Origin of the sequence: Spiroplasma tabanidicola (assembly GCF_009730595.1) — a bacterium.
In the GTDB taxonomy this organism is placed as follows: domain Bacteria; phylum Bacillota_I; class Bacilli_A; order Mycoplasmatales; family Mycoplasmataceae; genus Spiroplasma_A; species Spiroplasma_A tabanidicola.
In genome coordinates, this window is the sequence record NZ_CP046276.1 from 741,004 (window position 1) to 766,179 (window position 25,176).

Annotated in this window: 17 protein-coding genes; 3 read left to right on the top strand and 14 right to left on the bottom strand. The window is 24.1% G+C overall.

What is annotated here, in order from left to right; translation table 4 throughout:
- Positions 1 to 75: 75 nt before the first annotated feature.
- The 4 genes from STABA_RS03355 to STABA_RS03370 all read right to left on the bottom strand — a co-directional run bounded on the left by STABA_RS03355 (position 76) and on the right by STABA_RS03370 (position 9,419).
- Complete coding sequence (locus STABA_RS03355; RefSeq protein WP_170264695.1) at positions 76 to 657, bottom strand: NAD(P)H-dependent oxidoreductase; 582 nt, start codon at positions 655 to 657, stop codon at positions 76 to 78.
- Between the two features lie 123 nt (positions 658 to 780).
- Entirely contained in the window at positions 781 to 4,050 is a 3,270-nt protein-coding gene (locus STABA_RS03360) for a hypothetical protein (protein ID WP_156006538.1), read from the bottom strand.
- 27 nt (positions 4,051 to 4,077) lie between these two features.
- The gene (locus STABA_RS03365; RefSeq protein WP_156006539.1) at positions 4,078 to 7,212 is read right to left on the bottom strand and encodes a hypothetical protein; all 3,135 of its coding nucleotides are present in this window, start codon (positions 7,210 to 7,212) and stop codon (positions 4,078 to 4,080) included.
- Positions 7,213 to 7,547: 335 nt separating this feature from the next.
- Entirely contained in the window at positions 7,548 to 9,419 is a 1,872-nt protein-coding gene (locus STABA_RS03370) for a hypothetical protein (RefSeq protein WP_156006542.1), read from the bottom strand.
- Positions 9,420 to 9,545: 126 nt separating this feature from the next.
- Between STABA_RS03370 and STABA_RS03375 the strand changes: the two genes are divergently transcribed.
- The 3 genes from STABA_RS03375 to STABA_RS03385 all read left to right on the top strand — a co-directional run bounded on the left by STABA_RS03375 (position 9,546) and on the right by STABA_RS03385 (position 11,416).
- Positions 9,546 to 10,148 (top strand): FMN-dependent NADH-azoreductase, encoded by a 603-nt coding sequence (locus tag STABA_RS03375; protein WP_156006544.1) that lies wholly within the window; start codon positions 9,546 to 9,548, stop codon positions 10,146 to 10,148.
- Between the two features lie 76 nt (positions 10,149 to 10,224).
- Entirely contained in the window at positions 10,225 to 11,187 is a 963-nt protein-coding gene (locus tag STABA_RS03380) for a GMP reductase (RefSeq protein WP_156006546.1), read from the top strand.
- A gap of 37 nt (positions 11,188 to 11,224) precedes the next feature.
- Positions 11,225 to 11,416, top strand: a complete 192-nt coding sequence (locus STABA_RS03385; RefSeq protein ID WP_156006548.1) for a hypothetical protein — start codon at positions 11,225 to 11,227, stop codon at positions 11,414 to 11,416.
- Positions 11,417 to 11,443: 27 nt separating this feature from the next.
- On the opposite strand, the gene STABA_RS03390 is transcribed toward STABA_RS03385, so the two are convergent.
- From STABA_RS03390 to pdhA, 10 genes are all read right to left on the bottom strand, one after another.
- Positions 11,444 to 12,826, bottom strand: coding sequence for a hypothetical protein (locus STABA_RS03390; RefSeq protein ID WP_156006550.1), 1,383 nt, complete (start codon positions 12,824 to 12,826; stop codon positions 11,444 to 11,446).
- A gap of 20 nt (positions 12,827 to 12,846) precedes the next feature.
- Positions 12,847 to 14,163 carry a hypothetical protein gene (locus STABA_RS03395; RefSeq protein ID WP_156006552.1) on the bottom strand — a complete coding sequence of 439 codons (1,317 nt, stop codon included), beginning with the start codon at positions 14,161 to 14,163 and terminating at the stop codon, positions 12,847 to 12,849.
- A 64-nt stretch (positions 14,164 to 14,227) separates the two neighbouring features.
- Positions 14,228 to 15,583 carry a coiled-coil domain-containing protein gene (locus tag STABA_RS03400; RefSeq protein WP_156006554.1) on the bottom strand — a complete coding sequence of 452 codons (1,356 nt, stop codon included), beginning with the start codon at positions 15,581 to 15,583 and terminating at the stop codon, positions 14,228 to 14,230.
- A 114-nt stretch (positions 15,584 to 15,697) separates the two neighbouring features.
- Positions 15,698 to 17,344 carry a hypothetical protein gene (locus STABA_RS03405; protein WP_156006556.1) on the bottom strand — a complete coding sequence of 549 codons (1,647 nt, stop codon included), beginning with the start codon at positions 17,342 to 17,344 and terminating at the stop codon, positions 15,698 to 15,700.
- Between the two features lie 32 nt (positions 17,345 to 17,376).
- Complete coding sequence (locus tag STABA_RS03410) at positions 17,377 to 19,062, bottom strand: hypothetical protein (protein ID WP_156006558.1); 1,686 nt, start codon at positions 19,060 to 19,062, stop codon at positions 17,377 to 17,379.
- 133 nt (positions 19,063 to 19,195) lie between these two features.
- On the bottom strand, positions 19,196 to 19,720 hold the full coding sequence (locus STABA_RS03415; RefSeq protein WP_156006560.1) for a hypothetical protein: 525 nt from the start codon (positions 19,718 to 19,720) through the stop codon (positions 19,196 to 19,198).
- A gap of 81 nt (positions 19,721 to 19,801) precedes the next feature.
- Positions 19,802 to 21,676, bottom strand: coding sequence for a dihydrolipoyl dehydrogenase (gene lpdA / locus STABA_RS03420; RefSeq protein ID WP_156006562.1), 1,875 nt, complete (start codon positions 21,674 to 21,676; stop codon positions 19,802 to 19,804).
- A 15-nt stretch (positions 21,677 to 21,691) separates the two neighbouring features.
- A complete protein-coding gene (locus STABA_RS03425) occupies positions 21,692 to 23,047 on the bottom strand; it encodes a dihydrolipoamide acetyltransferase family protein (RefSeq protein WP_156006564.1) in 1,356 nt (451 codons plus the stop codon).
- 17 nt (positions 23,048 to 23,064) lie between these two features.
- Positions 23,065 to 24,057, bottom strand: a complete 993-nt coding sequence (locus tag STABA_RS03430) for an alpha-ketoacid dehydrogenase subunit beta (protein WP_156006566.1) — start codon at positions 24,055 to 24,057, stop codon at positions 23,065 to 23,067.
- Positions 24,057 to 25,172 carry a pyruvate dehydrogenase (acetyl-transferring) E1 component subunit alpha gene (pdhA, locus tag STABA_RS03435; protein WP_156006568.1) on the bottom strand — a complete coding sequence of 372 codons (1,116 nt, stop codon included), beginning with the start codon at positions 25,170 to 25,172 and terminating at the stop codon, positions 24,057 to 24,059. The genes STABA_RS03430 and pdhA overlap by 1 nt, the downstream gene beginning before the upstream one ends.
- Positions 25,173 to 25,176: the final 4 nt, after the last annotated feature.

Here is a 25,176-nt window from a genome sequence, read left to right on the forward strand (position 1 = left end):
ATCTAAAAATGATTTTATCATTATAAATAAGAATTAATGGTAAAAAAATACAAGTAATTTATCTCCTTGTATTTTTTATCCGCTTACCTTTGTAGATACTTTTTCTAAAAATTTAATTCTATCTTCAATTGAAGAATTTGATAAATGATCATATAAAATAACTTCTGTATTAAATAATCCAAATCTGTCTAAGATGGTTTTTTTCATTTTATCATATTCTGCTTTTGCAATTGATTTTCCTAATGATCATTCTCTACTTAAACTTGTTTGTATTATATATGTTTTATCAATATCAATAACAGATTTCCATTCGAATGGTTTATCTTCATTATTAATAATAGTCCCAACAAATACCCTATCAAAAAAACCCTTTAAAATTGCTGGAAAATCTATAAAATACAAGGGATAGATTACAATTAATTTATCCGTTTCGTCTCTAAGAGTTAAGATTTTGTCTTTATATGGACTTTTTTCAAATGTTCCAAAACCAAATGACTCTATTTCTTCTTGAGTTATTACTGGATCAAATTTTTCAGCATATAAATCCCATAATTCATAATCCTTATTATTTGCTTTTAAATTTTTAATAATAACATTAGCTATTTCATGATTGAAACTCTTTTTATTAGGATTTGCTAATACTATTACTGTTTTCATAATTTTCATCTCCTTTAAAGTTCTATAAAATAGTTATTCTTTTATTGATTATAGCAAGATATAGGAAATATATACACTATAATAAAAAACTCTGTAAATAGTAGATTCTATTTACAGAGTTTTTTATTTTTTCTTGTTATTTTTTGTAGCACTTCTTTGTATATTTGTTTTATTTACATAAGTTTTAGTTTTTATTTCACGTTTTGTTTGTTCTTTATGTGTTGATCAATAATTCACAGCTGGTGAAGCATCTTCTAAATCTTTTTGACCAGATCAAACATATTTTTTTTGATAATTTTTTTCATTCATTTTACTCACACTACTTTTTAAGTCTTTTTTAAATACACCACTTCTTGAAAAACCATCATCAAAATATGATTTAGCAGACATATGATTTTTACTTTTTGGATTTTTATTAACATTTTTAGAAGTTAAAATATTATACACACTTGTTGAAGAAGAAACTTTTCTTCTTGATTTTGTTACTCCATATTTTATAAATAAGAATCAACTTAATCAAATAATTAATCCTAAAGCTAATAATGCCCCAAATATTGCTAGTAATAATATTGCTCAAAATGGCAACGCTGGAGCTGGAGGTAAAATAGTTACACTAAATGTATCTGTTTTAACTTCATTTTTAATATTAGTTCCTTTGACATTCACTTGATATGTATTTTCATTTTCGATATATTTTATTGCTTCTAAAATAATTTTTCCTTCTTCAATGTTAGCTTTTAAATAACTCTCATTACTTGAAATAATTGTTACTTCTTCAAATACAACATAATTTTTTAATTCTATAATTTGTTTTTTATTTTGTTTGATTTTAATATCAGAAATATCTATATCTCCAAAATCTAAACTCTCTTTATAAACAGATAAATTGATAGTTAAACTTTGTTTTGCATTACTTGCACTTATTGTAAATGAAGTATTTCCAGCTGTTTTTGAAACAACTTTTACATTTTTATTTTCTAAACTCACAGTCGCAATGTTTAGATCATTTGATACAACACTAACATCTTCTAAATCATCAAAGTTATTTATTTGATAAATTCCTGAATAACCATTTTCAATCATTTTATCAGGATCAAAATTATCTAATCATTTACCATCGATTACATATTTTCTATTAGCAAAATTTGTTAAAGTATATTCAAATTCTCTTGAGTTAGATGAATTTTTTTGCGATACTTTAACTTTTACATTAGCACTTTTTTGGTGATCATTTCATGTAATATTTGTAATTTCAAAATCTAATTTATCTAAGTCAGGATAATCTTTTAAAATATTTTTTATTCAATTGATTATATCTTCGTTTATATCTCCTAAACTTAATTTTTGATTTACATCACTATTTTCTTTTAAGATTTTTTCTACTTCTTCTAAATCAATTGTTGAAGATTTTATAATATTTTTAAAATCAATTTTAATTTTTCCTACTAATTGATTAATCTGATCTTCGGTTAAATAACTTTTAGCTTTTGAATTAGGAATAACATCTACATCTGAAATTAAATGATTTTGATTTGAAATTTCTCAAGTAAAGATTTTTGATTCATCAATTTGTAAATATTGATCTTCTTTTAAAATTTGACTATTTATATTTTTTATAAGATTTTTTAAATCATCACCTACATAGTTTTTCGCTTCTATACTTTCTTTGTATTCAAAAATGTAATTACTTGTTCAATTTAAATTGCTATGTGTTGAAAAATATAATTTAGGTCCAATTTGTTCTCCATTTGTATAGATAAATTTTGCATCAGTATCTTGACCTAAAGTATATTCTTTTCCTTTTAATCAATTATTTATTTTAGACTCTGTCATAAAATATCTATTTGAATTATCTAAAATTTTTGTAACATTTATTAAATTTGGTAGGTCTTCTTCATGTAAAGAGCTTTTAATATTTTCAAATCCATTAGTTAATGAAATTTTTTTATAAATATTTTGATATGTCTGATATCTTAATTTATTTTTTTTACTTATCTCACTAGTTTGATAATAATTTTTAATTAATTCATTATCTAAATCCACTTTAAGATTTTTTAAAAATGAGAAATCTAAATTTTTTCTTATTTCAACATTATCTATACCATCTATATTAAAAAAAGAAGTTAAATAATTATCATCATTTAATTTATATATGTATTCATTATTATTTTTATTAGTATTAAAAGAATAATTAGAAATTTTATTTCCGTTATCAAAGTTATTGTTTGTCAAAAATCAATTAATTAAGTCTTCATTTGAATTTTTAGTTACTGTGTATAATCCATCATTTGAATTATTTGAATTTGCATCATTTTTTAAAACATAATTAATCGATACTTCTGTATTTTTTTCATATATACCTATAGATTGAATTTTTTCATTATTAGCAGAAATACTTATTTTTTTTATGTTATTTGAGCTTTTATCGACATTAAAAAAATAATTTGCTTTTTCCGTTTTATTTCTAGCCACATCATAGTTTGAAAGATCTTTTAATTTATCTAAACTGTAAATAAAATCACTTGATGCAACATTTAATGTGTTATTACTAGGTAGTAATCATAATTTTTTATTATTATTACCAACTATTATCCCATCTGCACTACTTTCATTTAAATAGTAATGAATAACACCATCAAAATCTTCTCAAACTAAAACATAATCTTTTGTATTCGCTTGTTTTACACAATAAATACTTTTAACGCTTGAAGCATTAATTATTTTAGGCAAATTGACAGGTTCAGGATTTAATAATCTTTTATTAAAAGTTTCAAAATCTGGAACGTTAAACTTATATATATATTTTCCGTTATATTGCAAGAAAACTTTATTATAAGCATCAAATAAATAGTTTGCATTGTTAGCAAATATTTTATCTAATTCTTTAAAATCCAATAATTTAGAATAATTTAAAGTCATTATTTCATTCCCATTTGAAATGTCTTTATAAATTTCATTTAGTAATTTTTTAACATTTAGTCTGATAAATGATTTGTCGGTTCAAGCATATATTTCATCTTTATATAGGTAAACATTTTTTATTACTTCTTTAATATTTTCTTTTTCAAAATCTATAATATTGTAAGTTTCTCAAATATTACTAAATTCATTATATAAAATAATAGAAATTTTACTTGAAAAAGTATATTGTTCGCCAAAAAAAATAACATTTTGTTTTTGGTTTGTTGTGTCATTATAAAAAGTTGTAGGTAAAAAATAACTTAATTTATTTTTTTTAATATTATATTTATACGAAATATCATAATCTTTTTGAATATAATTTTGGATAAAATTTTCTTTTAAAAAATTTTTTTTCTCATAAAATGATTGAAAATTAAACGCAGTAAATATTGTACAAATTACAACAATTAATACAGTTAAATACTTTTTCATTTTCAAACATCTCCTTTTAAAATTAAATTATTTTCTTTTTTTTCTTATTACAAAAAATCATATTGATAGAGAAACTGTTAATAGCATAAGAACCGATAAAGAAGATACTAAAGGAACTAATCATTTATTATTTTCAATTTTTCCTGATAATCCTAAAATTCTAACTTTAACCTTATAAAAGTTTCCATTTTCTAATATATTATTACCAGAATCATGAACAGGGTTATTAAATAATCTATCATAAACATAAACTTCTACTATTGTATCTAATGGTTTTAATTTATTTTTAATTTGTTCTTCACTAACTGCAAAACCTATTCCAAGAGCTAATCTTCTATCACTATTTAATATTCATTCTATATTCATTGCACTTGAATCAATAGAAAAACCTTTTCCATTGAATTGCATACTTTCTATTTTATTTAATTGAGACTTTATGTCTAATTGTCCTTCTTTATTTTCACTATTTTTATAATCATTTCTATCTTTAAGCACTTTTTCCTTATAAGAAACTGTAATAGGTGGTAATTTTATATATAAATTATTTTTATAATCGATCAGTGTGTTATTTTTTTCTTCTTCGGTAGCTTCTCCTAGTTTTAAAAGATTATAATAATCATTATTTTTTCCAATTTTTATAAAAATGTTATCTAATTTAGATTTATATCTATTTGTTAATTGATCAAATCTGGTATTATTTTCTTTGTTGAATCCTCAATCAAGTAAGTTTGGGTAGTTTTCTTTTCCCCCAATTCAATCATTAATTTCTCACAAAGTTTGTTGCTTTTGGAAAACACCTTTATATTCATTAGATAAATTAAAACAACTACTTAAATTATCTTCAATTTCATTATATATATGACCAACAATATCATTTACTTTATCATATGTATCTAATACAAAATTATTTTTTGTATATTTATTAAAAAAATATCTAGCAACTTCAATTAAATCGAAGGAATTTTTATAATTAAAAGAAATTTTTTGAGTATTTTCGTTTGTAAATTTAGAGAATCAATTATCATTTGCTAAAAAATCTACATCTCCTGAAGTTTTTAAGTCACCGTATGTATTTTCAGGAAAAAATTTTTTTATGTTGTCATTATTTATTTCTATTATATAATCATATTTTTTTGTTTCTATGTTTTTTTGAATTAAATATTCATCTTTATTAAAGAAAACATTATCATCATAAACTAAATCATTTGCATTTAATTGTGCTTCATCATAACTAATTGCTTTTTTAAATAGTTCATTATATTTAATATTATTAACTGGAGTCATATTTTTATATTCATTTATTATTTTTTCTTTTATTAAATTAATCTTTTCATTTTGTGAAAGATTTATTTGTTCAGAAGATAAATTTATATCTATTAAGTCAGGAAAACTTTTTACATTTTTTAAATTAAATTTTTTATATACTTTTGATAAAGAATATATAGCTTCAGATTTATAAGTTCCTGTTACAGCTGGTGTTCCATATTTATCAGGTGATGCTTTTCTTGTTATAAAAACAAGTTCGCCATTTATAAAATTTAGTGAATTAGGAATAATATCAAAAGTTAAATTTTGATCTGGATTTAAATATAATGTGTTTACACTATTTAGTTTAATTACTTTGTCAACAAAACTATTATGTGAAGCAAAATCATTAACATTATTATAAATGTATTTATATATTCCTAAGTTAGTTGTAACCGCTATAACAAATTCTTCATTAAAGATATCATAAAAAGATATCAAATTTTTTGTTACTTCTACCTCTAAAGTTGGTGTTCCTGCACTACCAAGCGCTGCACCTTCTATTTTATCTTTCTTAGTATTTAGTTTAAATAAAAAATTTAGTTTTAATTTTTCATTACTGCTGTTAAAAATATCGGTAGATTCCAAATAATAAATTCCACCATTTTGATATGAACTTGTTCCATCATAAATTGCAAAAATAATATAATCTTTTTCAAGCGTTTGATTTTCGCTATCAATATTATAATTGTGTTGAGTAGTTGTTATTCTTGAAAAGATTTTATCAACATATGTATCATCATTAAAAACTTTATAATTTGAAAAATTAGTCTTTGAAGAAAATATCTTATATCCAGAAGATGTTCTAACAAATAATCCAATATCATCATTTATAGAAAAAAATGCAGATTGATAAAGATTACCTATAGATATAAAATTGCTTAAAATTTTATATTTAATTTTATTTGTATTATCAAAATTTATATTCCCATAATTGCTTAAATCATTTGTATCCTTGATTATTAATTCATTAAAATCTGCTGAAATAATAGCCATGTTATCGCTTTCTTCACCATAAGAAACTGCTATATAAATTATTCCTTGATTTTTGCTTCTAATTGGTGAGTAAATACCTCTTATTTTTAAACTTTTTAGATTTACTCCGCTTATATTATTTGGTACCTCAAAAATATTAGAAGCATAACTTACTGAATCAAAAATTACAAACTTATTATTATTTATATCACCTGTTGTAAGTTCTTGTGTACTATTTCAAGAATTTAATGTAGATTCATCATCATCTCTAACGGCTAAACTCACTATTTGTCTTCTATACGCATTACCATTTAATGTGAATCCCATATTTGATGCAATCGATGAATATTCATAACTATCAGAAACATCAGGAGCATAAAATTTTTTTTCTGTTCCTTTTATAAAATTAAATTTTTCTTTACCAGTTGAATAATCTACTTCATATAAACCTCTAGTATTTCTGTCAGAAATAAATAATTTTGTATTGTTGTTGATGTCAGTTGTGTTTAAACTGAAATTTGATTCTATTTTTATTTGTTCTTTTTTTTCATCATTATTTAAATTTAATGATTTTATATCATTATCAATATTCGCACCATAATTTGAGTTCAAAAAAAAGGAATTTTTCATAATTTTTTTTTGACCTTCATTATTTCCATAACCATTTGAAATATCTGCATTATCAGTCAAATAATTCATAGTATCTTTATATGCATCAGCATTAGTCAAACTTGGATATTCTATTTTATTATTTGTATCAACTTCATTATATGGTATATCAACTTGCCCTTCTTCTAACTTATTCATTTCTTTATAGATCACTTGCCCTACATTTGGTGCACTAACTGAAACACTAGTTAAAAAAGCTAATATAAATTTCATAATATCTCTCCTTTTTATTCATTACTTCTCACAAAAAAATATTGATATTTTATTATAAAAACAGCAATAAATTAATAAAATATCAATAATAAGGTTTTAATATAGTTTTAAATTTTACTTTATACAACTATTATTATTTAGTATCTTTTTTTTATATTTATATCTAACTAATCAAATTAAATTTAAAGACATGCTTTAAATATATGAAAGTTAATTTCTTTTGTACAAGCTTAACGCCATAAAAGTTTTATGTTACAAAAGAAGAATTATCTTTTTTATAACATATATATATTATATAAAAAAGCAAAAAAAAAATTTTCATAATCAAAAATTTTTTATCTTTTTTCAAATTTATTTGGTTTAGATTTAAAGTTGGATTTATTAAATGATCTTTTTTCAAAACCACCTTTATTATCTCTATCTGATTTTTTATAATCTTTTTTGTCTTTGTCGAATCTATTGAATTCTTTTCTTTCGCCATCAAATTTCTTGTAATCTTTTCTTGGGTGATCTGATTTTTTATAATCTTTTTTGTCTTTATCGAATCGATTGAATTCTTTTCTCTCGCCATCAAATTTCTTGTAATCTTTTCTTGGGTGATCTGATTTTTTATAATCTTTTTTGTCTTTATCGAATCGATTGAATTCTTTTCTCTCGCCATCAAATTTCTTGTAATCTTTTCTTGGGTAATCTGATTTTTTATAATCTTTTTTGTCTTTATCGAATCGATTGAATTCTTTTCTCTCTCCATCAAACTTTTTAAATTCTTTTTTATCACCTTCTGGTCTTTTAAAACCTTTTTTATTAAAACTTGGTTTTTTACCAAACTTTCCTTTTTCTCTAGACTCTTCTTCAGAATTTAACATAATTTTTTTATGCATTCCATATTTAATACGACTTTCTCTTATTCTGGTAGATTTTAATCGCTTATTAATAATAAAGTCTTTATCTTTATTTAACTCAACTATCATTTCAATTTTACGTTTAATTTTTTCTCAATTTATTTTTTTAATAGCTTTTAACTTTTCATTTAATTGTTCATTTTCTTCTTCAAACGGTGCTAATTCTAAGTTAGCAAAGTTATTAAAATCTTTTAAAATAACCAATAATTTATTAGCAAATGAAATATCTATTTCAATTTCATCTATTAATTGATCAGATTCTTCTTCTTTAAGAACAATAAAATCTTGATTTTCTAATAATTCTAAATAAAAATTAATACTATCAACAATTTTTTGATTATATTCTTGTAAGTTATTTTCTTCAAAAATATCATTTTCTTTTACAAATTTTATAATCATATTAGTTTTTTCTAAAACATTGCTGTGATCTTGTAAATAAGTATTTTTCTTAACTCTAATCGCATCTAAAACTGATTTAATAATTGCTACAAACTGATTAAAATTTGCTATTAAATTATTAAACATATTTTGATAAACATTAACTTTTATTTCAGCTGTTTGTAAACTTAAGAAATTAAAGTCTTTATAAATTGATTTTAAAATTGCATTAATATGTTCCATATTAATTTTTTGAATTTTAAAATATACTAAGTTATTATTTAAACAATGTTTTAATGCATGTTTATCGCTTTCAACTAAATAATCATATTCCTCAAAATTCTCTAACATTACAACTAATGTTTTTATATTTTTTCTGAATGTAAAAAACGCTTTAATTAAAATTTCTTGACTAACTTTTAAGTTTTTTTCTAATTTTGTTAAATCAACTGCATTGTATGGATCATATCCAAAAATTGGTGTATTTTCTAATTTATTGATAATAAATTCAATATTGTTATTACTTATTTTTAGTAAATCATATTTTTCTGTGATGCTTTCTAATTTGATATTAAAGTTTAATACAAAAAAATCTTTAATAACTCATTGAATTTCATTAACTATTTCTAAACTTAATAATTTTTTTATCAATTTAATTTTAAATAATTGATCTATATAGTAATGAATTAATGAGCTTTTTTTATTTACTAATTTAAATTCAATAATAAAACTTGATATATCGAAAGTATATGTTAAAAATTCTATTGCACTACTTTTATCTAATACTTTTTTTGCCATATTTTTAACATTATTATCAATAATATTTAAGGCTTCATCTATATTATTAATATCTTTTAAGTAATTTGAAATAACAATTTCGATTTCAATTAGTTTATCTTTAAGTTGTTTGACAATAATTTTATCCATTAATGGTTCTCTTTTCTAAATAATTCAAGATTAATTAACTTGTTAATTTTAACTTAAATATATTTAAAATGAAAAAGAATTTTGTTATTTATTTTGTAATATATATGTAGATAAAGGAGAATAACAATGGCAAATAAAGTATTAGTAATTTCAGGAACAGCTAGTCCTAAAGACAAGTCTTTTTCTATAGCTTTACAAAATAAATTTGTAGAAGAATATAAAAAATTAAATAGTGATGATGAGTTTATTTATCTTGATTTAAATGATGAAAAAATGGCACAAATTACTCTTTCAAGAGATAATATGAAAGATTTTTTCAACCAAGAAGATGCGCTAAATTATATTGAACAATTAAAAAGCGTAAATAAAGTAATTATTGCAAGTCCCATGAATAATTTTGCAGTAAGTGCAATGATAAAAAACTATTTAGATCACATTTTATTAGCAAATCAAACATTTTCATATAAATACTCTAAAAAAGGAGATGCTAAAGGTCTTTTAGATCATTTATCAGTTCAAGTTTTAACAACTCAAGGAGCACCAATTGGATGATATCCATTTGGAGATCATACTAATTATTTAAAAGGTACATGAGAATTTGTTGGAGCTAAAGTAAATCATCCAATTTGCTTTGCTGGAACTAAATTAGAACCAGTTGTAAGTATGGATCCAAATCAAGCCATATTGCAAGTTGAATCTGAAATCATAAAAGCTGCAAAAAGTTTTTAATTAATTAAATATATATAAAAAGCAATGGAATTTTGCTTTTTTTATTTATAATTAAATAGTAATAAGGAGAAATAAAATGTACGCATTTGATTATGATGATATTCAACTAATTCCAGGTTTATGCACAGTTAAATCAAGAAGTGAGTGTGACACAAGCATCAAACTTGGAAAATATACCTTTAAAATGCCAGTTGTTCCTGCAAATATGGCAAGTATTATTAATGAAGAAATTTGTACTCTATTAGCAGAACAAAACTACTTTTATATAATGCATCGTTTTAATGTTGATTCTTTTGAGTTTACAAAAAATATGCATTCAAAAGACTTAATTGCATCAATTAGTGTTGGAGTTAAAGATAATGACTATAAATTAATTGAAAGATTTAAAAAAGAAAATGTTATACCAGAATTCATAACTATTGATATAGCTCATGGTCATTCAATAAGTGTCAAAAATATGATAGAACACATTAGAAATAATTTAAATGATGAAACTTTTATTATCGCTGGAAATGTAGGAACTCCACATGCTGTTAAAGATCTTGAATATTGAGGAGCTGATGCTACAAAAGTTGGAGTTGGTCCTGGAAAAGTATGTATTACCAAGTTAAAAACTGGTTTTGGAACTGGTGGATGACAATTAGGAGCAATAAAATGATGTAGTAAAGCTGCAAATAAACCAATTATTGCTGATGGTGGATTGAGAGTTAATGGAGATATTGCAAAATCAATAAGATTTGGAGCAACTATGTGTATGGTTGGTAGTTTATTTGCAGCTCATATTGAATCACCTGGTAAAGAAGTTACTGTAAATAATATTCTATATAAAGAATATTATGGTAGTGCTAGTGAATATAATAAAGGTGAAAAAAGATATGTTGAAGGTAAAAAAGAATTAATTCAAATTAGAGGAAATTTAATGGAAACATATCGTGAAATGCAAGAAGATTTACAATCTTCAATATCTTATTCTGGAGGAAATAAAACAAAAGACATTAAAAAAGTTGACTATGTTATCTTAAAAACAAGTAATTTTTAAAAATTTCATATAAAATAATATTGAGGAGATGAAAAATATGGATAAATGTCAAAATCCAGGATGTTCAAATGAAATCAGTGTACAAGAACCTAAACGTATCTATGTATATGATGAAAAAGTTGAAGATGAAATCCCAGTATCAGTATGTGATGAATGTTATAAAAAAAGCAAAGACGAAGAAAACGACATTGATTGAAGTCACTCAGTAGTCGAAGAAGAAGAAAAATAAAAAATTGATGTAAAATACATCAATTTTTTATATAATTTCTAAAATACTTTTGATAATCAAATACATTTCATTATCAAAAGTATTTTTTTGATAATTATTCTCTAGTTCTTCTATTTCTCTTATTCTTAATTTTTTAAAAACTTCATAAACTGCTGAATTTAAAGATTTTTCATCAATACGATAGCATAATGCTTTTTTAGTTTTATAAAAATTATCTATACTTACAATATTTGCATTAAAAAAGAAAAATAAAAAGTACTCATTTAGAATGTTAATGCTGTCATTGTTATAAAAAGCAAATAATACAGGTATTTTTGCTTTTAATCCCTTTTGAATTATATCAATAACTTCAGCTTCTCTAATGTTTGCGGTAAATTGATAATCTTCTTCTCTTAAATTAATTATTATTTTATTGAAATTTTGGTATTTAGTAATTTCTAATGTTTTATTTCCCCTTTTTATATCAGTTCAAACTTTAAAATAATCATATAACAAATCAAAGTTTTCATAATTTTTAATTTTGTAAAATTTTAAAATTCAAAACATAAAACATATTTCTTGATAATAATTTTTTTTGTCATCCGTCTTTACATGAAAAGTATATTTTTTTTCTATAACTTGCGCAAAAACAGTTAACTCCTTATCTATTTTTTTTATTAAAGATAAGTCATAAATATTTTTTTCTTTAATAAAATTTTTGATCATTTCATTATTATGATCATAAGTTTTTATTTCTTTTTTAATATCATAAAATTGTTTAAAAATGTTTTTTTCAATTATTATTTCTTTTGATTTTTTTGTTAAAAACTCTGAATCAATTGAACAAATCATATTTATATTTTTTAAATTTAATGATAAAGTTTCTAAAAGTTCTTGTCATTCATAAAGTTCTTCTAAATCTAAATAATATAAATTATCAATTGTTAATACAACTTTTAAACTAAATCTTTTTAAAAGTTTATTAAATTCAAATAAAATTTCTTCTAATATTAATTCATATGAAACTTGATCGCTTTCTTTAATTTTTTTATAAAAGATAAATTTATATGAATAAACATCATTATAATTTTTATTTTTTTGTTTTATTATTTTTTTTATATTTTGTTCTTTTAAAAAAGTTTCAAATATTTTTAAATCACTTATAGTTTTTAGTTCTAAAATTAAAAAACCTAAAAAATCATTTAATAAGTTTTCACTTTTATTAAACTTATCAAAATTAAAAGCTATATGATAATAACCTTTCTTAAATAAAGTTGAAGCTACACTTTCAATTAAAAAACTTTTTCCTGAGTTTTTTGGACCATCTATTGCAATTAATCCTTTATACTCATTTAAAATTCCATTTGATATTTTTTCAATTAAAGGTTCAACATTCACTCTGTCTAAATAAAATTCATTTCCCATACTCATATTCCCAACACTTAATTATTTTAAAAAAAATTGTTACCTTTATTAAATCCTGCAAAAAATTTCATTTTTAAATATTCTTGTCCCATATTAGGGTTTTCAAATCTAAATTTATTTAATGCAGAATATAATAATTTATTTTCATTTTCTAATTTATCATAAAAACTTTTATCAAATAAAATATTATCTGAAAGAATTAATGCACAATTAGAAACAAAAGCTTCTATAAATTTTTCTTTGTTTTCTAAAATTTTTAAATACTGATTAAAAAACTTTTCTAATCTTTCATCTTTTTTATTATAAACAATTGTTGTCAAAGATATTTCATCTGTGTTTGCAATATTAATAGTAGCAACTCTTTCAGGTACAAAAATATTATTAATAGAGTTAACTAAACTGAAATCTTCAGGACAAACTTGTGGATACATCAAATCAAAAAGTTTCATATTTTTATTTGTTTCTAATTCCAATTTTATAATTTTTAAATCTTTATTCTCTAAAAAATTAGTTTTATAAATTTTTAAGTTTTCTAATAATGATTTAACTAAACTTGAAAGTTTTTTTATTCTAAACACAAACAATGCTTTATAATCTTCATCACTTATTGAATTAAAATACTTTCTAAATTCTTCTTTCAAACATTCTAATTGAACTTTACCAATAAAAGTTTTATACAATAAAGCGATAATGTGTATTTTAATAATTTCTTGATCACTTGTTTTTGAGTTAATCGTAATAAGTCTCAACTCATTAAAGTGATTATTGCATAATCCATAAAACTTAAAGTTCTCATTTGAAACTTTTTTAAAAAAATCTTCTCCCATTTTAAAAATATTATCAAATGGATTTAATCTATTTGTTGATAATAAATTTTTTTTATCAAAATTTATTTCATACAATCTATTTTCGTTTGCATATTCACTACAATTTGGATAATTACATTTTTCTAACTTCGCAAGTTTTAAAAAAGTATTTTTAAAAGATTCAAAAGTAGATAATAAATATTTTTCGTATTCTTCTGGTTTATGTAATATTTCTTCATATGTTTTATATGTTTTATCGACAATATTTATTAATTTTAATTTACAACAATCTTCATACTTTTTTTCACTTAAGCAAAAACATAGTTCATCATCAAAAAATGAAAAGAAGTTATATCCATTTTTTTGTAAAAAGTTAATATTATCATTATCTAAAAAATAATTTTCAAATATTGCTCTTACAAACTTCTCAGATTGTTCATTTGCTATTTTGTTGTTCTTTATCTCATTATATAAAGTTTGTTTATCAATAGTTTCAACAATAGCAACTTTCTCATCTTCTTTTTTATCTTTTTCCATATAAACCTCACATATATTTATTATAACTTTTTAAAAATATAAATAAACAAAAAGAACAACTATTTTAGATAGTTGGTCTTTTTTTGATATTAATTTGTTCTTTTTGTCTTTTTCGATTTTGTGCTCTATCAGCAGATGCTTTTTTCTTAGCTTCTACTTCTTGTAATCTAAATTTTTCTCTTTGTTCTTTTAATAAAATTGCTCTTTCACGTCTAAGTTTCTTCTTCAACTCTTTTGCTTCTTGTTCTTTTTTTTGTGCAAGTTTTATTTTATCATTTTTCTCTTCTAACAATATGTCTTTATCTTGTTTAATAGAAGGTTTTATTACATTTAGATTATTCATTTCTTTTTCATCATCAATAACATCTAAATCATATAATTTTGCTTTATCATCAAACATATTAACTATTTCAATATCTTCTTTAAATAAGATTGGATCAACTTTATCTTCAATAAAGTTTTTCTTAAAGTTTCTAATCATCATATTTTTAGGAATATTCAATTCAAACTTAAATTTTGCAATAAAGTCAGGAGCAGTTATAGCTCTTGTGCAATTTAAGTCAAAGATAACTCTTTTTATTTCATAAATATCGTTTGCAGTTTTTATAGAATAAGATCATTGTAATTCTTTGAAATAAAAATCAAATAACAACTCAGAAAAGTCATATTGAACAGTTTTATTTTCTCTAAATAAAGGAATATTATCTAAAAATTCTTTAACTTTTTCATTTCTAAAATAAAAGTCATGTTGATCTCCATATTGAATAATATCTCCATCTTCAATTTGGTATAAAACATCTCCTATTTTTCTTAAAAATTCTTCATCGTATCTAAAAGTTGATTTTATAACATCTAAATATCTTTTATGAGTTTGTAATTGACTTGCTCTAACTGGCATTTGACGATATTCAAAAAAGATTTCTCTAAATAATCCTATTGCGTTTAATCCCCCAACTGTTAATAAATCTCTTTTAGTTAAGTTAGGTTTATGAAATTTTTCATAGTGACTTCCTAAAGCAAAACTAGTGTCTTGTGTAGGAAATTCAGCTGGAGTTAAAGTAATTATTGGAAAAATATAAGGATAATAACAATGTATTGAATAGTATCATGCGATTGATTTTTGATTTCTACCTACCATTTTAATAGCAAACTTATTTAATTCTGCTAATTCTTCATCTTTAAGAACTATTAATGCATCTATTTTTAAATCCATATTTTTAATTTTTCTTGCAAATTTAGGATAATATTTTTCAAAACTAGCAGTTGAACGTTTTCAACCACCATTTAATAATTCATTAATTATTGGTAATTCTTCTAAACCATAGAATTCACCTGCTACTAAAGTTTGTGTATCATCAAATTCAAATATTTGTTTACCAGGAGTAATAAAGTTTTCTACAACTATTTTTTTTAAATGCATAATTTTTCTCCTTTTTTTAAGATAAATTACTATAATTATACCAAAAAATATGAAAAAATGTACCTTCTCTTAGTAGAATAAGGATGGTTTTAAGAAATAAAAAAATATCTAATATTAGACACTTTTACCTAACGATTCTTTAATCGCTTTTATATTTTGTATTATTTTTTTTCTTTTTAAATATACTATAATATTCAATGTTGCAACTGTACTTATAAATCCAATTGTTAAGCACAAAAAAATAACTCATAAAAAAATATTTTTTACATTTTCAAGGTCTACATCATAACCAATTTTTCTACCACTATAATAATAATCATATTTTTTAGTTGAAGTATCATTTTTGTTTCTAAAACTATTTAATCTACCACCAAATCCATCTAGAGCGTGACCCATTTCATGAATTAGAACCGAATATCAAATTGGCGATGAAAATCATTGTGTTTTATAACTGTTATTATTTTTTGCATCAATTAAGCCTTTAAATTTAATAATTATATAGGATGAACTTATCGATCAAGTTTCATCTTCAAATGTTGAATCTGTTGCATTATATCCTAAAACATTTTTAGATGAGTCTTTTAAAACTTCATCACTAGATATCACAAAACTATTTAAGATATTATTAACTCATAACTCATTTTTTATTAATGAAAATAAGTAGTTATATAAATATAGTGTGGCATCTTTTAATTCTTTAGTATAACTTTTTTTTCATTTATAAATTGAAAAAAAATTAGTATATCTATTATCAATAGAATCATATATTTTTTTAAATATTACATTACTTTCATTAAATTCATTTTTTGAGTTTTCAACTAACTTTGCATCTAAAGCATCAAAGTCATCATAATAATTTGAGTTAAAATTATGAAAATATTTTATACTCTGCTCACTTGCTTTTGTATAAGAATCATTCATTCATCCACCAAGTAAATTATAATAATAAGTTCCTAGGTGCATTTCTTTATCAATTATTTTTAAAACAATCGATTGATCAAAAAAACTAGTAAAGCATGTTGATAAATAGTTTCCACTTTTTCCACTTTCAAATTCTTCTCATCCAACTTTTTCGCTTTCATATCCCAAATCAATACAGTCATTTGGTTTTTCTTCTAAGTCTAGATTATAAATTGGTCGATCGTCATATTTCGAAAACAAATAATCTAATAAACTATCTTTTTTATCAATTTGATTTTCTCCATTTTTAATTAACTCAGGAAAAAATATTGTAAAAAAATAATTTGTTATTTCTCAACTTTTATTTTTTAGTGAATCTGGAGTAAGTAATCATTTTGAAAAAGCTTCTGCAAAAAATTCTCTATCATTTGTTGCTCCATATTCACTTATATTAATTGTAGAAGCGATTATATTTTGTACTAGTAACGCTTTATAAAAATTAAGTTCAGTTTTTTTAGAACCAAAATGATTTATACCTTCGTATGTTAAAAAATATTCATTATAATCATAAACATCAATTATTGAATCATAAAATTCTTGTTTAATTTTCGTAACACTTTTTGCATAATAATATTTCAAGATTCTTCCGTAATACATCATTTTTGTTGTTGCATCTTTTTTTGAATTATCTTTTTTAATAATTTTATCTTCTTTTAAAAAAGAATCATAATTAAAAGTTAAATCATTTACATTTTCAGATTTTTCATTATAAAACTTATCTCTTTTGTAACTTGATGTTACAAAAGAGCTATTGAATAATAAACCTATAGATAAAAATAACTTAATTACAATATTAATCATAATAACCCTTCTAAAAAATTATTTATTATTTGCTATTTAACGTCTTTATCGCTTTTTGCTTTTTTTAAAAAAACCAATCCTACAATTACAAGTGCTATTCCTACCGCTGCTCCGATCGCTATATATGTTATTCATTTTTTTGATGAAGTGTTAGAAGGTGTAACAGATGAGTCTTTATTGTTAGATCCTCCAATATAATTACCTGAATATAAATCTCCATAATTTCTATATGCGCTATTATTTTTTAATCTTAAAGAGTTTTCTCTACCACCAAACGCTTCTACTGCATGCCCCATTTCGTGAACAATTACATTAAAATTTTCTGGAGAACTGAATCAACCTTTTTGATATTGACTATTAAATTGTTTTAATAACAATCCATCTGATCTAATAACTATATAAGAATCTGTGGTGGTTATTAAAACTTCAGATTCATTATCTGGATTTTTATAACCCGCTCCAGATGTCGAAGTATATCCTAAAACACCCTCCATAGAACTGCCATCATTATTTTTTAATGGTGAATCAGATGATAACACTAAACCACTTATAACATTTTTTACATAGTTTTCATTTTTAAATAAGGCATATAAATAATTATATAAATTTAAAAAGACATTTTTTAATTTTTCAGTTCAATCATCGTTTCAAGCATCAATAACATCACTACCTGTTCAACTTAATTTTTTATAATAGTTTGCAAATGAATTTATTAAATAATTTGGAGAAATTTGTGCTATTCCATTTGTATCTATTGAGTTTTTTATTAAAAATTCATCTAAACTAGCAAAAGTGAAGTGGTTATCATTAAAATCATTGAATTTTTTAATATTACTTTCACTCGCTTTAGTGAATGAATCATACATAAAACTTTGAGAAGCAGATATTAGATTTTTTAGCTGATTAAAGTTTAGATTCAATGACCTTCTTGCTCAATAAAGTTGAGTATAACAATAGTTCATTGCGACATATCCATATGATTCTTTTATATCATCTGTAAAGTTTAATCATCCAATTTGTTGATTATTTGCATATTTTAAATCCACTGGATTAGAACTTGCACTAGTTAAATCTAAGTCGTATTTTGTTAAACTTGATGAATTATTTTGAACAATAGTTTTAATTTCTTCAATATCTTTATCTGTAATAACTCTTCCAGTTGAAATAAGTTTAGGCATTATAGTAGTATAAAAATCATTAATTATTTCTCAACTACGATTTTTTTGATCATCTGGTGTTAATAATCATTTTGCAAATGATTCTGCAAAAAACTCATTATCAGATGATGCACCATATGCGCTAATATTAATTGTAGAAGCTATTATATTTTGCATTAGTAAAGCTTTTTTAAATTCTTTTTTACTATATATGTCATCATCTAAAGAAATTTTATTTATTTCAGTTTCTAAATTATTAAGTAAATTTTTTTCATCTTTTATACTATTTGCAATATAATACTTTAAAATTCTTCCGTAAAATAATGCTTTTTGTAATGCATTATCATCATTTATACTAATATTAGAATAGTCATCTAATAATAAATCATTATAATTATATGTTGATGCTTTAGTGCTAACTTTATTAACCTTAGTTGTAATGTCATCACTAATTTTATTGTTTAATTTAATAAGATTTTCACTTATTAAATTAGATGTTGTAAATAAATTTGAAAAAATCATTGAAATTGCTATAAACATTTTATTTAAAAATAAAATCACTTGTTACACCCCATTATTTTTTATGATTTTATTGCACTTTTAAATGCATTATAATTATTATAATCTATTTTTTTGTTATATTTTTATTATTTACAAAAAAACAAAAAAAAGAATACTTTATGTATTCTAATAATTAATCTAAAACTGTATTTGTTAATTCTTTTAAGGCATCATTTTTTGCTTTCGATCAAAAATCTACTGCTAAAAATTTATCTACAATTCTTGTTGAAATATGTAAATCTTTGAAATAAAAGTTCATTTTATTAAATCTTAAACAAATATGACCAATTGTAATTGCTAAAAAATCATAACCATCTTCAATTAATTCTTTTCCTGTTTTATCTCTAAATTCAGGATAACCATATGTTTCATACATTGCTCTGCGCATTGTTTCTACACCTGGATCATATCATTCATTAATAACATAATCTTTTAGTTCTTTAATTTTTTTTTCGCCTTCTTCACCCATTGCTTTTCATACTTTTATAACATGTTCTTCAAAAGATGGAGCAAATCTTCTAATCCCTTCGTCTAATGATGGATAAAAGATTTGAATTGGTTTTGCACCTTCAACTTCTACGTGAGCTAAAAATCATGGTTCAGAAAATGAAACTACACCAATTTGATCAGAACTAATTTGATATATTTTTTCACTCATAATAGTACTCCTTTTTATTTGAGGTAATTATACCACATATTTACTACATATTTTATAAATATCTAGTCCTAAAAAATGAGATTAAAAGTTAATTGGTTTTCCAGTTTCTAATGCTTCAGCTGCTTCTCAAACCGCTTCACTTAAAGTTGGGTGCGGATGAATTGCTTTTGCAAGTTCAGTGATTGTACCTTCTGATTGAATTAGAGTTGTAATTTCTGAGATCATATCAGTTGCTGTATTCGAAATGATATGTGCTCCAATTATTTGTTTATATTTTGGCTCACAAATTAATTTGACAAATCCTGTTGTATTTCCATCTGCCAATGCTTTTCCAATTGCTGCAAATGGGAATTTAAATGCTTTATATTCAACACCTTCTTTTTTTAATTGATCTTCTGTTTTTCCAATCATTGAAACTTCTGGGTGTGTATAAATACAACTTGGTACTCGATTGTAATCCATAATTAAATCATCAGCCTCATGATTTCCTAATCTTTTTGCAATTCGATTTGCAGCAATTAATCCTTGATAAGAAGCAACATGAGCTAACATCATTTTTCCAGTGACATCCCCAATTGCATAAACTCCATCAATATTTGTTTCACAATATTCATTAACAACAATATGGCTTCTTTCGTTTTTTTCTAAACCAATATTGTCAAATCCAGTTGTTACAGTTTTTCTTCCAACTGATTGTAAACAGAAGTCAGCCTCAATAGTATAAGTTTGACCATCTTTTTCATAAACTACACTATTTCCTTTAAATTCTTTTGTTGCAGCACCAGTTATAATTTCTAGATTCCCACGATTCAAAAGTTCTTTTGTCATTTCTTTTGAAACATCACTATCTAACATTTCTAAAATAGTTGGTAAAAATTGTAAAATTGTAACTTGTGTTCCTAATCTTTTATAAACACATGCAAATTCAACACCAATTACCCCTCCTCCAATTATGACTAATTTTTTTGGAATTTTTGGTAAAGCTAAAGCTCCTGTTGAATCAATTAAAAATCCACTTTCAGTTGCTTCTTTTGCTCCTGGTAAATTCATAGAATTTGGAACACTTCCTGTTGCAAGGATTAAATTATCACAAGTATATCTTTTTTTATTTACTTCAATAGTATTTTTATCAATAGCAACAGCTTCTCCTTCAACAACATTTACATTATTTTTTTTCATTAACCCTTTAATACCATTGGTTAATTTTAAAACTATATCTGCTTTTCTATCTTGAATTGCTTTTCAATCTGCTTTTACACCTTTCATATCAACTTTAATTCCAAATTTTTCCGCTTTACTAATTTGTTCATATAAATCAGCTGATTTTAATAAGGTTTTTGTTGGAATGCACCCAATATTTAAACATACTCCTCCAAATTTTGCTTTTTCAATAATCAAAGTTTTTAATCCAAGTCTAGAGCATTTAATAGCACCAACATATCCCCCGACTCCAGCTCCAACCATTATTACATCATAATGATTCTCTAAATTAGTTGCTTTAAATTTTGGTGCTGGTCTTAAATTTTTTGAGTTTCCTTTTACAATTCCAGGATGATTTTGTTGATCTAAAACTTGTGTTACTTTTGCAAAAGTATCAACTGGTCTTGGTGGCACTTCTCTTTTTCTTCCTCTTTGAATTAGATCATTTGATACAGGAGTTGCACCAACTACTGATGCATTTTCTTCAGCAGGTTGTTCAACTGTTACAGGTTCATCACCAGTTCCATCATTTATTTCTATAACTACATCTCCAACTTTAATTTCTTGTCCATTTTTGATTAAAATGTTTGCAATCACTCCATCAACTGGTGCAAAAATATCTGAATTTACTTTATCTGTTTCAACATTAAACAATGAATCTCCGCTTTTTATTTTATCTCCAACTTTTACAAAAACTTCAGTAACAGTTCCTTCTGTTAAACCTTCTCCAATATCTGCAAATTTTACTTTAAACATATATTCTTATCTCCTTTAAACTAATAAAATAGCTGGATTTTGTAAATAATAAACTATTCTTTGTAAAAATCTACCAGCATCAGCACCATCAATTACCTTGTGATCTGCTGTTAATGAAAATGGCATAAATTCTCTAATCTCAATTTGATCATTAATAACACCAGGGGCACGAGTAATTGTACCAACACCTAAAATTGCAGATTCAGGATAGTTAACTATTGGAGTTGCATAATCTAATCCTACTGATCCAAAATTTGTAACTGTAAAAGTTGCTCCAGTCATTTCATTCATTGCTAATTTTTTACTTCTTGCTTTTGAAGCAAGATCATTTATTTTAACAGCAATTTGTAAAACACTTAATTTATCTGCCCCTTTAATAACAGGAACCATTAAACCATCAGGTGTGTCACATGCCATACCAATATTGATTTGATTTGCAAATTTAATTGCTTTATTTTCTTCATCAATTCTTACATTTAAATTAGGCATATCTTTTAAAGACAAAGTAACAGCTTTAATAATAAACGCTAAATAAGTCAATTTAACTCTTTGACTATCTGCAAAACCTTTTAATTGATTTCTTAAGTTAACAAGTTCAGTTATATCAACATTTTTAAATCCAGTAAATCCAGCTACTTTTGTATGAGCAACATCCATTGCTTTAACTGTTGCTTTTCTAATTGGATTTCAAGGTACAGAATTAAATGATAAAGGTTCATTGAATTCTGGTACTGAAATAGCAGGATTTGTATAATCAACTTTTGGTTTTGGTCCAGGACCAATTGGTGCCATTTGTGGTAACGCTTGAGGTTGAACAATATGTGGATTTGCAGCAAAACTTTCAATATCTGCAGCTAAAATTCTATTATTTGGTCCAGTTGGACTAACTTTTGTTAAATCGACACCCATTACTGCTGCCATTTTTCTTGCTAATGGTGTTGCTCTTACATTTGCAAAACTATTATCTATCATACTTGCTTGACTCATATCAAAACTCATTCCTTGTGGTTGAGAACTTTGTGGTTGTTCTCTTGAAATAACTTCATTTGAAACTGGAGTTGCACCAACTACTGATGCATTTTCTTCAACTGGTTTTACTTCTACTTTTGCAGGTTCACTACTTGTTGAAGCCCCAGTTCCATCATCAATTTCTATAACTACATCTCCAACTTTAATTTCTTGTCCATTTTTAATTAATACATTTGCAATTTTTCCATCAACTGGTGCATAAATATCTGAATTAACTTTATCTGTTTCAACATTAAATAAAGAATCTCCACTTTTAACACTATCTCCAACTTTTACAAAAATTTCAGTTACTGTTCCTTCTGTTAAACCTTCTCCAATATCTGCAAATTTTACTTTAAACATATATTCTCTCCTAAGTATTAAAATTTATAATTTAATACTTCTTCCATTTTCGCTAAAATTTTAATTGGATTTGGTTGATGATAAGTTTCTCCAGAATCAAAAGGAATAACAATGTCATATCCTGTACATCTTGAAAGTGGTGCTTTTAAATAATCAAAACATTCTTCATTAACTGTTGCAATAATTTCTGCTGATACTGAAAATGATCTAACAGCTTCATGAACTACTAATAGTCTTCCTGTTTTTTTAACAGATTCACAAACCATTTTTTTATCTCATGGTTTTATACTTCTTAAATCAATTAATTCAATTGTAATATCAGGATTTTTTGATTCTAATTCTTCAATTGCTTTTTGGCAATCTACAGTTTGTGCTCCATAGGTTACAACAGTTAAATCATTTCCTTCTTGAATTTTAAAAGCTTCTCCAATTGGAACAGTATAAAATCCATCTGGTACTTCTTGTTTAAATGCACGATATAATTTTGTTGGTTCAAAAACAATAACTGGATCTGGTGATTCAATTGCAGCTAAAATTAATCCTTTAGTATCATAAGGAGTTGAAGGACATACAACTTTTATTCCAGGAGTATGTGCATACATCGCTTCCATTGCTTCAGAGTGAGATTCTAAAGCTCTAATTCCCCCACCCATTGGCATTCTTATAACTAATGGTGAAGGATATTTTCCTCTTGTTCTGTTTCTAAATCTACCCATATGACCTAAAATATTTTGCAATGATGCTCATCCTAGTCCTTCAAATTGTAATTCAACAACTGGTTTCATCCCATTAATTGCCATTCCAATTCCAACTCCAGCAAACATAGCTTCACTAATCGGAGCATCAAAACATCTTTCTTCTCCATATTTTGCTTGTAATCCTTCTGTAGCTCTAAAAACTCCCCCTTCATAACCAGCATCTTCACCAAAAACAACTACTTCTTTTCATTTATCCATAGCAACATCAAGTGCTTCTGATACTGCTTTAACATTATTTAAAACTTTTGGCATTAGTGGTGACCTCCTTTGGCATCAGGGTATTTTTCATAAAACTCTTTTGCTTGGTTATATTGTTCTTCTAGTTCTGAGGTTTTTGATTCATATACAAAATTAAATACATCTTCTAATGGATAATCTTTGTTCGCTTCTGCATAATTGAATTCATTGCTAATTAATTCATCTTGTTCTTTATCTAAATCTTCTTGTTTTTTATCATCTCAAATACCTTTTTCAATAATGTAATTTTTCATTCTGATTAAAGGATCTCTTAGTAAGGCTGCTTGAAATTCTTCTTCTGGACGATAAATTTTTGGATTATCTGAAGAAGAGTGAGCACCAAGACGATAAGTATCTAATTCTAATAAAACTGGTCCATTACCACTTCTTGCAAATTCAATAGCTTCTTGCGAAACGGCAAAAACTGCAAAAAAGTCATTGCCATCTACTTTTATTGACGGAATTCCTGTAGCAATTCCTTTTACAGCTATATTTAAAGATTTTGTTGATTTAGCATATGGAGTTGAAATTGCTCACTTGTTATTTTCACAAATAAATACTACTGGTAATTCATGAAGTTTTGCAAAGTTCATTGCTTCATAAGTTTCTCCTTCACTCATTCCTCCATCACCAGTTGTTGTTAAAGTAACTCCTCCAGTTTGTTTATATTTTTCTGCAAATGCAATTCCAGTTGCATGTGAATATTGACTTCCAATAATAATATTTGGTGGTAATAAATTAACTCCTTCTGGAGATTGAGCACCATATTCGTTTCCCATTCAATATAACATTATATTTCTCATAGGCATTCCAGCAGTAAGTCATGCTGCATTATTTCTATAACCAGGAACCAATCAATCCTTTCCTCTTATCATGGCAAATGCATAACCAACTTCACTTGCTTCTTGACCTGTTGAAGATAAAAATGACAATAATCTTCCTTGTCTTTGTGCTTTATTTTGAAATTCATCTTGTCTTCTAGATAAATTCATAATTTTATATGCTTCTAGTATTTGATCATCTTTTAATTTTGGCATTAATTTTGGATTTACAATTTTTCCATCTTGATCCATAATTTCTACTCTCTCATTCTTTAAAGGGTCAAATACATTTAAAAATTTTGTTTTCATTTTT